The sequence below is a fragment of the Caloranaerobacter sp. TR13 genome, from assembly GCF_001316435.1.
In the GTDB taxonomy this organism is placed as follows: Bacteria; Bacillota; Clostridia; order Tissierellales; family Thermohalobacteraceae; genus Caloranaerobacter.
Map to the genome: position 1 here is coordinate 13,559 of NZ_JXLL01000015.1, position 13,997 is coordinate 27,555.

10 protein-coding genes and 1 other annotated feature are annotated in these 13,997 nt (G+C 30.1%); all 10 genes read right to left on the reverse strand.

Features of this window, described 5'->3' with window-relative positions:
• Positions 1-11: 11 nt before the first annotated feature.
• The 10 genes from argS to pheS all read right to left on the reverse strand — a co-directional run bounded on the left by argS (position 12) and on the right by pheS (position 13,981).
• The gene (argS, locus tag TR13x_RS09065) at positions 12-1,712 is read right to left on the reverse strand and encodes an arginine--tRNA ligase (RefSeq protein ID WP_054871611.1); all 1,701 of its coding nucleotides are present in this window, start codon (positions 1,710-1,712) and stop codon (positions 12-14) included.
• Positions 1,713-1,774: 62 nt separating this feature from the next.
• Positions 1,775-1,983, reverse strand: a binding site (T-box leader).
• A gap of 53 nt (positions 1,984-2,036) precedes the next feature.
• Positions 2,037-3,053, reverse strand: a complete 1,017-nt coding sequence (locus TR13x_RS09070) for an alpha-hydroxy-acid oxidizing protein (protein WP_054871612.1) — start codon at positions 3,051-3,053, stop codon at positions 2,037-2,039.
• 42 nt (positions 3,054-3,095) lie between these two features.
• Complete coding sequence (locus TR13x_RS09075; protein ID WP_054871613.1) at positions 3,096-3,683, reverse strand: GerMN domain-containing protein; 588 nt, start codon at positions 3,681-3,683, stop codon at positions 3,096-3,098.
• 27 nt (positions 3,684-3,710) lie between these two features.
• Entirely contained in the window at positions 3,711-4,154 is a 444-nt protein-coding gene (locus TR13x_RS09080; protein WP_054871614.1) for a DUF523 domain-containing protein, read from the reverse strand.
• Positions 4,155-4,163: 9 nt separating this feature from the next.
• Complete coding sequence (locus TR13x_RS09085) at positions 4,164-6,542, reverse strand: endonuclease MutS2 (protein WP_054871615.1); 2,379 nt, start codon at positions 6,540-6,542, stop codon at positions 4,164-4,166.
• 53 nt (positions 6,543-6,595) lie between these two features.
• Entirely contained in the window at positions 6,596-9,067 is a 2,472-nt protein-coding gene (locus TR13x_RS09090; RefSeq protein ID WP_242851756.1) for a DUF3656 domain-containing protein, read from the reverse strand.
• A gap of 38 nt (positions 9,068-9,105) precedes the next feature.
• Positions 9,106-9,732, reverse strand: a complete 627-nt coding sequence (locus TR13x_RS09095) for a DUF421 domain-containing protein (RefSeq protein WP_054871617.1) — start codon at positions 9,730-9,732, stop codon at positions 9,106-9,108.
• A 67-nt stretch (positions 9,733-9,799) separates the two neighbouring features.
• A complete protein-coding gene (zapA, locus tag TR13x_RS09100; protein ID WP_054871618.1) occupies positions 9,800-10,342 on the reverse strand; it encodes a cell division protein ZapA in 543 nt (180 codons plus the stop codon).
• Between the two features lie 164 nt (positions 10,343-10,506).
• Complete coding sequence (gene pheT, locus TR13x_RS09105; RefSeq protein ID WP_054871619.1) at positions 10,507-12,900, reverse strand: phenylalanine--tRNA ligase subunit beta; 2,394 nt, start codon at positions 12,898-12,900, stop codon at positions 10,507-10,509.
• Between the two features lie 58 nt (positions 12,901-12,958).
• Positions 12,959-13,981, reverse strand: a complete 1,023-nt coding sequence (gene pheS / locus TR13x_RS09110; RefSeq protein WP_054871620.1) for a phenylalanine--tRNA ligase subunit alpha — start codon at positions 13,979-13,981, stop codon at positions 12,959-12,961.
• Positions 13,982-13,997 lie beyond the last annotated feature (16 nt).

The window sequence follows — 13,997 nt, forward strand, 5'->3', positions numbered from 1 at the left end:
AATTTTAAATTTTACATCTTATCTGGTGCATCAATACCTAGTAGCCCCAAACCAGTTTTTAATACAGTTTTTGCAGCAAATACAAGTAATAGCCTTGCTTTTTGTATATTCTCATCTTCTACAATTATTGGGCATTCGTGATAGAACTTATTAAATGCCTGTGCTATATCTACTATATGTCTTGTAATTATAGAAGGTTCATTCTTCTCCATAGCATTTACTATAACTTCAGGGAATGACTGAAGTAATCTTATAACATCAACTGCTTCCTGATTAGTTAATATTGAATAATCAACATCGTTAGTAATATCATACTGTTTTTTGTTAAGTACACTATTTGCTCTTGCATGAGTATATTGAACGTAAGGACCTGTTTCTCCATCAAAGCTTAACATTCTATCCCAATTAAATACAATATCTTTTATCTTATTGTTACTTAAATCGTTAAAAATTACTGCTCCTATACCAACTTCTCTAGCTACTTCATCTTTATTTTCTAAATTAGGATTCTTTTCTTCAATTATTTCTCTTACCTTGTCAATCGCTTTATTTAATAATTCTTCTAATAAAATTACATTACCTTTTCTAGTTTGCATTCTACCTTCTTCTGTACTTACACGTCCAAAAGGTACATGTTCTAGTTTGTCTGCCCATTCAAATCCCATTAGTTCAATAACTTTGAACCATTGAGCAAAATGTAAATTCTGTGAATAGTCTGTTACATAAAGTGCCTTTTCAAAATCGAATGTCTCCTTTCTGTAAATAGCCGCAGTTATATCTCTTGTTGGATATAAAGTAGCACCATCGCTCTTTAACACTAGGCAAGGAGGCATATCAAACTTTTCTAAATCAACTACATATGCACCTTTACTTTCTTTAAGTAGATTTTTTTCTTTTAGTAACTCTATTACTCTATCCATTTTGTCATTGTAAAAACTTTCACCTGTAAAATAATCAAATTTAACTTTTAGTAATTCGTAAATTTTATTAAATTCCTTTAAACTTAAATCAACAAACCAATTCCATAACTCTTTAGCCTCTTCATCGTCATCTTCAAGTTTTTTGAACCATCTTCTTCCTTCTTCTTCTAATTCAGAATTTAACTCTGCTTCATCATGGAATTTTACATAAAGCTTTAATAAAGTCTTAATAGGCTCTTTTTCTATTTCTTCTTTATTTCCCCACTTTTTATATGCAGTAATTAATTTTCCGAATTGTGTCCCCCAATCGCCTAAATGATTTATACCAATACAATTATATCCAAGAAACTCATATATTTTATACAAAGCATTTCCTATTACAGTAGAACGTAAATGTCCTACGTGGAACGGTTTTGCGATGTTTGGTGATGAAAAATCTATAACGATATTCTTGCCATTACCAATATCTGATGAACCATAATTTTCTTTTGCCGAAAAAATTTCTTGTAATACAGTTTTAGCTAAAACTTTTTTATCAATAAAGAAATTGACATATGGTCCAACATTCTCAATCTTCTCAAAATACTCTTTACCATCTAACATCTCAACTATCTCTTGAGCTATTATATTTGGAGCTTTTCTAAACGCTTTTGCCAACTTAAAGCATGGCATAGCATAGTCGCCCATGTCATAACTTGGTGGAATTTCTATTAATACTTCAACATCTTCTTGACTTAAAGATTCTACCTTTTCGCTAACAATTCGTGCAATCTCTTTTTTGAAATCTATCATTTTAAAACCTCCTTTATGTGATTTATGTATTATTTTTCAGTAAACAAAAAACTCTCATCTCATGAAGAGACGAGAGTTAATCCCGTGTTACCACTCTTATTGGCAAGTCTACTTGCCCACTCTAACCCTTTAACGCAGGAATACGTCTTATCCTACTAAATTCAGACAGCTTCTCTGGGGTGCGCTTCAGATAAACATCCATGCCAGGCTTCCACCGTCCCCAGCTCGCTATTACTTCAGCTTATCCTACTCTCCCCTTCAACGAATTTGGCTATTTTTTCATTATCATAATATACCATATTATTTTTTGTAAATCAAGGGGCTTTAGAAAAATATCTTAGTCCTGTCTATTGATTTAATATCTTTACATCCTGTTAATATCATTGCCTGTAGTAATTCTTTTTTCATTTTATTTAAAACTGTAGTAACGCCTTCTTCATATCCGCCATACGCTCCAATAATAATAGGCCTACCCAACAATACTGCATCTGCTCCTAGAGCTAACATTTTAAACACATCTACTCCAGAACGTATTCCTCCATCAACTAAAATAGTAATTTTACCCTTAACAGCATCTACTATCTCAGGAAGTACTTTAGCTACACCTGGAGTATGGTCTAAAACTCTTCCTCCATGATTAGAAACAACAATAGCTTCTGCCCCAACCTCAAGAGCTATTTCTGCTTCATCTGGTGTCATGATACCTTTTAGTATAAAAGGTAGATCGGTAGATTCAATTAATTCTTTCAATTCAGTTTTAGTTTTTGGCCCAACAGGTTGCCCTTTAAGGGCCATAGTTATAAGTCCAGCACCATCTATATCAACACCAATAGCTAGAGGCTTAACTGCTTCTGCTTTCCTTATATTTTCTATTATTTTTTTATTTTCTCTAGGTTTAATTATTGGTATACCCATTCCATTTACGTTTTTTATTCCTTCTAATCCAGTTATATACATAGATAAATCGGCTGTATCTCCTGTCATACCAATTGTTCCAGCTGAAATACTACCTTTAAGAACTGCTTCAACATACTCTTCTTCTGTTAGTGCACCACCCATATTAAAACTATTTCCTGTTACAGGAGCAGATATTATAGGAATGTCTAATTTTATACCAAACAATTCTATAGAAGTATCAGGAGTTTTAGCATCGTGAATTGTTCTCATCTTAAGTTGTATCTTTTTTAATTCTTCTATATTATTTTTAAACGAAGTACCAGTGCCAGCACCTCCCATTCCTGGAACTTCACCTGCACAAGCCTCGCCTCTGCATTCGTTACAAACTCTACAGTATCCTCTCATCTTTTTTCTAGCAGTTTCATATATTTGCTTTATATCCATACTAAACCTCCTAATAAACATTAAATACTTATTATAATTATATTACTTATCTGAAAAGAAATCACTACTAAAATAGAACTGCTTGCTTAAATCTACTCCATTTATTTCATTAACTGCTTGTCCTTCTATTTTAAACACAACACTCTCATTTCCATCGAAAAATGTTAGTGTATTTACTATTGAATCAATAGCCATTTTTGTAGATTGTTCATCATTTGGCATGTTATCAATAAATTCTTTCGATAAATCAACATATACAACACCATTTTCCTTAGTTAAATCTAGAAGTTTTGTGCCTTCTGGAACTGGTGATATAAAATCCTGAAAACCCTTAAAATTTATTAGATGTTCTAACGCTATCCATTCAATACTTTTATCTTTTAACCTTGAATCATCTGCTTTAATTGTATATTTTTCAGCAAAAATAAACGGCATAGCTTTTTGTTTTAAATATAAAACATAATCTATTTCTTCAACTTTTTCTTTTTCTGTATTTTTAGATTCAATTTTTTCCACAGATACATTATCATTTGCTTTGTCAGACTGATCTATTTTGTCCTTTTTTGAACATCCAACAAATAAAGTAGTTATTAAAGTTATTGTTAATAGAATAGTTATTAACTTTTTCATATTATCTCCTCCTAATTCAAATCTAATCTATTTAGAAATATAATCTAAAAAATCATTTTCTGTGCATACTTTTATACCATTTTTCATAAGCAGCTGCGCTGTAATTCCATTACCTTCTGTTAGCTTTCCTGAAAATGTACCATCATAGATATAACCTACACCACATGAAGGGCTTTTTGACTTAAGTATAGCAAGTTTTGCCCCAACTGCTTTAGCAATTCTTAGTGTTTCATACCCTCCTTTTAAAAAATTATTAGTAACGTCAACTCCTTCTTTATTTAATACCCTAATTTCACCATCTTTAATAACTATTTCTGAAGGTATTCTAGGTGTAGGAAGTCCTCCTAGCTGTTCAGGGCAAACTAATATCGCATTTTTGTTTCTAAATAACTCATATATTTTTTGATTAAAATTATTCCCACCATTATATTTACAGTTAACTCCAACTAAACACGCACTTATTATAATCATGCTCTAACCTCACTTTAGCTCTACTATAGTTACTCCTGTACCACCTTCACCAAAATTACCCAACCTAAAATCTTTAACATGACGGTGTGTTTTTAATAACTGTTTTATCCCAGATCTTAACACTCCAGTGCCCTTCCCATGTATAATAGTAACTTGTTTTAACCCTGCTATATATGCATCATCAAGATACTTATCTGTATCAAGTAAAGCCTCTTCTAATGTTTTGCCTCTTAAGTCAAGCTCAGTTTTTATATACTTAGCTTTAGAAGTCATTATCTTTCTTGTTCCAAATTCTTCACTTGCTGATACATTATCTTTAGCTCTAGATAAGTTACTAATATGAACATTTATCTTCATAATACCAACTTGTACAACTAAATTTCCGTCTTTATCTGGCTTAGACATTACAGTTCCTGTCTGGTTTAAATTAAGCAAAGTTACCATATCTCCTGGTTTTAGATTTTTCGGTGGCTTTCTATTCTTTTTGTTTAATAAGTTTTCTGTTAATTCAGCTTGTAAATTATCAAGCTTATTTTTTAGTTTATCCTTTGCTTCTTGAATCTTTTTATTTCTCTCTTTATCTATTTCTATAGAAATCTCCCTAAGTTGTTTTATAATTTTATCTGCTTCTTCCTTTGCTTCTTTAATAATCTTTCTTGCTTCCTGCTTAGCTTCAAACAATAGTTTTTCTCTCTGGTTACTTAATTTTATTTTCTTCTCATCTAATTCCTGTTTTAATCTATCTATATCTCTTTTCAGTTTCTCAGATTCTTCTCTATTTTGCTCTATTATTCTTCTATCTCTCTCAATCTTTGCTAAAACATCTTCAAATTCAATGTTTTCCCTGGAAATAAAATCTTTAGCTCTTTCAATAATAAAGTCTTGAAGTCCTAACCTTTTTGATATTTCAAAAGCATTTGATTTTCCAGGTACACCAATTAGTAATCTATATGTCGGACTTAACGTTTCTACATCAAACTCAACTGAAGCATTTTCTAAACCTTCAGTTGTCAATGCATAAACTTTTAATTCACTGTAATGAGTAGTTGCAATTGTCTTCGCTCCTATACTATGAAGGTAGCTTAATATAGACATTGCTAAAGCAGCACCTTCTGTAGGATCAGTACCTGCTCCTAGTTCATCAAACAAAATAAGATTATTAGTTTGAGCATTTTTTAAGATTTCTACTATATTTGTCATATGAGAAGAAAATGTACTTAAACTCTGTTCTATACTTTGCTCATCACCAATATCTGCAAAAATCTTATCAAATACAGCAATTTCGCTACCAAAATTTGCTGGTACAAAAAGTCCAGACTGCCCCATTAATGAAAGTAATCCAACTGTTTTTAATGTAACAGTCTTACCACCTGTATTTGGTCCTGTAATTACTAAGGTATCAAAGTCTTTTCCTATGTGAATATCTATAGGTACAACTTTATCTTTATCTATTAATGGATGTCTGCCTTTTTTAATGTTAATATAACCTTCTTTGTTAAGCTCAGGCTTAACACCATCTATTTCTAGTGCTAATTTTGCTTTAGCAAATATAAAATCTAATTTGGCTAATATATCTATATTTATTTTTATATTATCTGCTTTTTCTGCTACTAAACTTGTTAATTCAGCTAAAATTCTTTCAATTTCTATTTTCTCTTTTAACTTAAGTTCTTTTAACTGATTATTTAATTCAACTACTGCCATAGGTTCAATAAATAAGGTTGCTCCACTAGAAGACTGGTCGTGTACTAAACCAGGGAAATTACCTCTATACTCTTGTTTTACAGGTACCACATATCTATCTTGCCTTATTGTAATAATAGATTCTTGTAGGTACTTTCTATAAGTTGATGAATTAATTATTGAATTTAGTTTGTTTCTAATAGCTTCGTTTTTAGATGTTATTTGTCTTCTTATATTTCTTAACGTTTGACTAGCATTATCAGATATTTCTTCTTCACTAATAATTGACTCAAAAATTCTTTCTTCTAGTTCTTTAAATGCTGTCAGTAAATCTACCATATCTTCTATTATTGGATAACTAGAATTTTTATCTTCCTTACTTTTCTTAACAAATGTACTCATTCTCCTAGCTGCTCTCAAAGTATCTGCAATTTTTAACAAACTTCCTGGACTAAGCGAAGCTCCTATCTGTGCTCTTTTTAATTCAGCATATACATTATGAATGCCAGCTAAAGGAGGTCTTCCTCTTTTGATTATTAATTTAACAGCTTCATCTGTTTCTTCTAATATCTTTTTTACTTCATAAAAATCATTACTTGGTTTAAGTTTATTTATTAATTCTTTACCTAAAGACGATTCAGCTTTTTCTGACAACTTGTCTATTATTTTGTCATACTCAAGAACCCTTAATGTCTTTTCATTCAATTTATCCACCTACTTTCTCTACGTTGTTTAATACATTTCTATTCTGGTTTTTTCTAAAGAACCCCTCTATAATAATGTCCTTTAGTTAAACCTGTATTCTTTTTAATTTTATTAACAAACTCTATAATATTCTTTTCAGCTATATTGTTATTAGCAAACTCATAATACATTGTTTGTACTTCTTTTATGTCATCTTCAAATGTAAAATCCAATCTAATCATATCCACGTTACTATTATAAATTTCTTTTAAATTTTCAATAACTACTAATGGTTGGCTATTATATATTGTAGTAGTTCCTCTTTTTCTAATAATCCTAAAAACTTTTCCTAATCTATCTTTTAATCCATAACCATATCTAAATTTACATCTATCACATTCTTCATCTGACAAACACCCTTTAATAACCGAAAACGGACAATATTTACTTATCATAACAGGTAAATAACCATACCCTATAGTCTCACACATTAAATTAGTATTTAAGCAAATATTTTTTATCTGATTTAATCTAAGCTCTGGTGATAAAGTAACGCTTTTTACACCATATTCTTCAAGAAACTTAAGAGTAAAGCTATTGAATGCATTAATACCTATATCACAATGTATATTAGTATCGAAATTCTCTTTAATATATTTTAAAGTTCCTAGGTTAGAAACACTTATTCCATCAATATTTTCAATACCAATACTTTTAATTTGATAATTTAAAGTTTCAAAATCTAAGTTTGTTAAGATTTTCTCAGTCTGTAAATAAACCTCTTTATTATGTTTTTTTATTTCTTCAATACATTTATTAATTCCTTCCCAATAGCTAATATATACTCTATCTAACTTATTCAAATCAATTTTCTCAAACTGCTTCGGCGACTGTATACTAATACTTAGCAACTTATTCCTTGTTTTAACGTAAGGTTTACTTTTTTCTATAATATCCTCCATTTTGTTTAAAATATCTTTTTGACTTATCTCAATTCTTTTATTTATTATAGCTCTTTTTTTATTTAATTCTTCTATAGCTTCTCTTCTTAATTTATTCAATATACTGACAGGAACCATAGAATTATTTTGCAGGCTTATGTTTATATCTTTAAGAACATAATGAGTTGCTCCTAATTTGCTTAATTGTTTTATTACTTTCTCTTCTGTAAGAAATATATTTGTGCCTTCTTGCACCTTTTCTTTACTTTCAATTGTAACATAATTACCTCTATCATCCCACAAATGCATCTTAATAGGATTTCCTATCTTTATTTCAACTTCCATATAAATGTCTATCTTTTTTAATTTATCTCTTTCAGTAAATGATTTTCTTACCTTTTCTAATAAGAGTACATCTGACGTCTTATATACCTTACTATCTTTCTTTACATTACCATTTTTCTTTATCTTTGCTACTTCTCCTTTTCTACAAGATTCTACTCGTTTTCCTTTTGAAAAGATAGAATCTACTATAATACCATTCTTATTACCTTTGTTATCTGTTATTTCAATGCCATCTCCTATATTCAGACTATCTTCTAATAAAATATATATATACTTTTTATCTACATCAATAACTTTTCCAATATATACGCCTCTATTATCAGGTCTATCTATCGCTACTAAATCTTTACCAAAATCACCCAGAATATATCCTTTTGTAAACTCTCTATTGAAAATTTGCAGTAATTCTTTTTTATCTTCTTTAGAAATCGCTCTATCGGATCTATTATATAAATTATCTAATGCCTTCTTATATTTATTTACTATAACCGCGACATATTCTGGTCTTTTCATCCTTCCTTCTATTTTCAATGATATAATACCTGCTTTTACTATTTTATTTAAGTCTTCTATAGTATTTAAATCTCTAGTACTTAATAAAAATCTTTTATCTAATTTTGAAGATATTTTTTTCCCTGTTTCTGCATTAATCAACGTATAAGGCATTCTACATGGTTGTGCACATCTACCTCTATTACCACTTCGGCCACCTATTATGCTACTCATTAAACACTGACCAGAATAAGAAATACATAATGCTCCATGAATAAATCCTTCTAATTCTATATCAGTTTTATCTTTAATGTATTTAATTTCTTCTATAGATAACTCCCTACCTAAAACCACTCTAGTAAAACCAAGCTCTTCTAAAAACTTTGCTCCGTATTGATTGATGATAGTCATCTGAGTGCTTCCGTGAAGTTCAAAATCAGGTAGTAACTTTTTTACTAAATTAGCTAGTCCTAAGTCTTGTATTATTATAGCATCTACATCTATGTTATATAAAAAAGATATATACTCTAAAGCTTCTTTAAACTCAAAATCGCTTAATAAGATATTAACAGTAACATATACCTTAACATCTTTTATGTGTGCATATTCAATAGCTTTTTTTAACTCTTCTTTATCAAAATTTGAAGCATACTGCCTAGCATTAAACATTTTTCCACCTAAATAAACTGCATCTGCCCCATTTTCAACTGCTGCATAAAGCGACTCAATACTTCCAACTGGAGCTAATAGTTCTATTTTTTCTTTCACATTTACCATCTCCTATAAAACAAATAAAGAGTAGCTTACTACTCTTTGTTTTTAAGCTTATTAATCTCTATTATAATGTTAGCTAAAGACATGTTCAATCTATTTAGTTCACTCTTTAATTCGGTGAACTTTTGCTCTAGATATTGAGGGCTGTCTCCATCTTTAAATATGCCTAAATCCTTTCTTCTTAATGGTTCTTCTGCATACTTCTTTATAACACTAAATTTTCCACAAGCCTCTATTATAGCTTTTTCTACATCTTTTTCATCAGCAATACCTTTTTTTCTTAATTCCTGCCTTAAGTCGTAAATATTAAATTTTTCTTTTTTCATATTTTCCTTTAATAACTTCCCATCTTTAATAAGATAAGTAGGTTTTCCATTTATAATATTTGCAATTTTCCTGTTTTTGATTGCCAAAAAGGATAAAGCTATCTCTAATATTGCAATTGTAAATAAAATGAGTACTCCTTCCATAAGTGGTAACTTTTTATCTAATGCTACAGAGCTCATTACATGGCCAACACCAGTCATAAGCACTATATCAAAAGCACTCAATTCTCCAATAGAACGCTTACCCATAAAACGAACCATGATGAGTGCCAAAAAATATCCTAAAGTAGTCCTTAACATATACGTAAAGTATTCAAAAATACTACTCTGCATGAAAATACCCCCACAAAATCTTATTCAAATTATATTTTGTGGAGATAAATCCTTTTTATGCAAAAATCTATTTTGTATCAAATGTTCTGATGAACTCCTCTAATTCTTTTTTAGTCTGAGCTAGCTCTATTTGTTTTTCATAAAGTTTATTTTGAAGTTCGGTTATAATTCTTTGTGTATTTTTCAATTCTTTTTCCTTCAAATCTAAAGCCTGCTCATATTTTCTTATTTTCTTTTGATATTGACTTAAGTTGTTATTTGCATCATTTAATTCATTACTTAACTCTTCACAACGAGACCTTATATCTTCAATTTCTGTCTCCTTTACTTTTATAATATTAAGCTTTTCTTCTATTTCCTTATCTTTTTTATTTATAATTTTATTTAAATTATCTACTAAACTCCTAGTTTTATACAACTCATCAGCAATAGTAAATGCTGTAAGAGTTGCAGCCATAGTTCGATTTAGTTTACTATTTTTTTCTAATATATCTCTAATTTTATTGTCTACATAATTCCCCAATTCTCTAATATATTCTTCAGGCTCTTCACCTATTACTGTGTATTCCTGACCTCTAATTCTAACTGTAACTTTCTTTTTTTCACCCATCAATATCCTCTCCTCTAAACTATGACTAATATTATATTTCTTTATTAAATACAATATTTCCTGCTATAACTTTATCAAGTTCTATTATATTATTACATAAAATGTTAACTTTTTCTACAAAATTAAGCCAGCAATAAAGTATAAACTTCATTGCTGGCTTTAAGCTATCTTAAAGAAGCATTTAATTGTACTTCTAATGCTTTTACTATTCTTTCATGAACCTTTGTTACTTCTTCATCAGTTAAAGTTTTCTCATAAGATCTATATGTTATAGAATAAGCTACACTCTTTTTGCCTTGCGGTATCTGTTTACCCATATATACATCAAATAAGTTTACATTTTCAACTAAACCACTGCCTATTTCCCAAATTATTTTCTCTATTTCTTTAACCATAATATCTTTATCAACTACTAACGCTATATCACGATTTATAGCCGGATATTTAGGAAGTGGCTTATATTTCTTATCTAGATTAGTTAAAAATGCTATTATTTCAAAATCTAATTCTGCTATATACAGTCTTTCTTTAATACCATAGTTTTCTAATACTTCTGGATGAATCTCTCCTATCACACCAAGAACATTATTTCCTTTAATTATATTTGCAGTTCTACCTGGATGGAATGTAGTATAGTTTTCTTCTCTAATATATTCACAATCAGTTATGCCCAACTTTTTAAGCATTGTATCAACTACACCTTTAATATCGAAGAAATCGACTGAACCATACATCCCTATACAAAGAGTTCTTATTTCATATGGCAATTCTTCAACAGGCAATTTTTTAGGTATGAAAATATTTCCTATTTCATAAGCCCAAGCTCTATTCACACCATAATTATAGTTTCTAGTCAATACTTCTATCATATTAGGAATTAAAGTAGTTCTCATAACACTATAATCTTCACCTAATGGATTCATAATGCGCACATAGCTTCTCTTCATGCTATATTCAGGTAAATTTATCTTGTCATATGCCTTTGGACTTATAAATGAATATGTTGTTATTTCATTCAATCCAAGTCCTTTTAATATATCTTTTGTTCTATCTTCAATTTTTCTAATCTTAGATTTATCACCTCTAGTTAATGTACCAATCAAAGGTTTTGACTGTATTTTGTCAAATCCATAAATTCTGCCTATTTCTTCGATTAAATCAGCTTCAAGTTCAATATCTTTTCTGAATGTTGGAATAGTCACATAAATTTTTTCATTTTCAAATTTAGCTTTAAGCTCCAAACTGTTCAATATCTTTAGCATATCATCTATTTTTATCTCTATTCCAAGTAATTTATTTACTTTTTCTGGCCTTAATGTAATTTCTCTTTCATAAGCCTTATCTTCATATATGTCAATACTACCCTTAACAACTATACCAGCACCTATCTCCTCAATTAATTGACAAACTCTATCGCAAGCCTTATGAACCAAGTTAGGATCTAAATCCTTCTCAAATCTAGCTGAAGCTTCTGTTCTGAGTCCAACCCCTTTTGAAGTTAATCTAACACTTCTTCCATTAAAGTTAGCTGATTCTATAAGAATTACTGTTGTCTCTTCTGAAACTTCACTATTTTCTCCACCCATCACACCTGCAATTGCAATAGGTTTATCTGCATCGGCTATTACAAGCATTGACTCTTTTAGCTCTCTTTCTACTCCATCTAGAGTTACTATCTTCTCTCCTTCTTTCGCCCTTCTTACTACAACTTTTCTTCCATTTATTTTATCAAGATCAAATGCATGTATTGGTTGACCTAATTCAAGCATAACATAGTTTGTTATATCTACAATATTATTTATAGGTCTAACACCTGCTTCTATAAGCCTTCTCTGAATCCAAGCAGGTGAACTTTTTAACTTTATATCTTTTACAACTCTAGCATAATATCTTTTGCATAAATCCTTATCCTGTACTTCAATGCCATTTACATAATCAGCTATATCATCTACTTCTTTGTTTATTTTTATTTCTGGATACTTTAATTTTTTCCCCAAAGTAGCTGCTGTTTCTCTAGCCATTCCCACAATGCTTAAACAATCTGGACGATTAGGTGTTATCTCAAATTCAATTATTTCACCATATAATTCTAGTACTTCTTTTATATCTGAGCCTAAAGGATATTGTTCAGATAAAATATATATACCATCCTTCAGCTCTTTTGGTATTAAATCTTGATTAATTCCAAGTTCTTCGGCGGAACATAACATACCATAAGACTCAATTCCTCTTAGCTTTGATTTTTTTATCTTTAATCCATTAGGCAGTTTAGCTCCTACCAATGCAACTGGCACATAATCATCTACTTTAATATTAGTTGCACCAGTCACTATCTGTAATCTCTCTTCTCCTACATCTATTGTGGTGATAACCAGCTTATCTGCATTTGGATGTTTTTCTATATTTAAAATCTTTCCAACTACAACTTTTTCAATACCTTTATCAATGCTTTCAATAGAGTCTACATGTGAACCAGACATAGTTAGCTTATCAGCTAATTCTTTTGAATCAATATCAATATCAACATATTCTTTCAGCCATTTAACTGGTACTAACATAATCTTTCCTCCCTTAAACTATCTTATATTTAACTAGCCAAATTTCATTAAGTACATACTAGAACTGTTCTAAAAATCTCATATCATTTTCAAATAACAATCTAATATTGTTTATCCCATACTTAACCATAGCAATCCTATCAATACCTAAACCGAATGCAAAGCCACTATATATTTCAGGATCAATACCACAATTCTTTAATACTTTTGGATGCACCATACCACAACCTAGTATCTCCATACTCCAACCAGTACCGTTACAAGCTGGACATCCTTTACCTTTACACTTAAAACATGAAACGTCTACTTCTGCACTTGGTTCTGTAAATGGGAAGTAATGAGGTCTAAATCTTACTTTCATACCTTCACCAAATATTTCCGTTACAAACTTATATATTGTATCTTTTAAATTTGCCATTGTTATATTCTTATCTATTACAAGCCCCTCAAACTGGTGGAACATTGGTGAATGTGTATCATCAACATCATCGAATCTAAAAGTTCTACCTGCTGATACTATCCTTAACGGTGGTTTTACTTGTTTCATAACTCTAATTTGTACAGGTGAAGTATGAGTTCTCAAAAGTATATCTTCTGTAATGTAAAATGTATCTGAAGGGTCTCTTGACGGATGATTTTCTGGTGAATTTAGTGCATCAAAATTGTTATACACCGTCTCAACTTCAGGCCCTTGAACAACGCTGAACCCCATATTCATAAACACATTTTCTAATTCTTCCATAACGCTTATTAGGGGATGTCTGTGGCCTATTATTTTTTCTCTACCTGGCATTGATATATCAATTTTTTCAGCAGCTAGTTTTTCTCTCTGCACTTTTTCTTTTAGGTCTAACTTTAGTTTTTCAATTTCTCCTTCTATCATTTCTCTGACTTCGTTAGCTATCTTTCCGATAATAGGTCTTTCTTCTTTACTTAAGTCTTTCATTCCTCTAAGAACTTGTGTTAATTCTCCTTTTTTCCCTAAAAATCTTATTCTCAATTCTTCTAATTTTTCTAAATCTGCAACCTTTTTTATTTCATTTAAAGCACTCTCTTTGATTGCATTAAGTTTTTCCTTCATATTTTCTCTCCTTTCA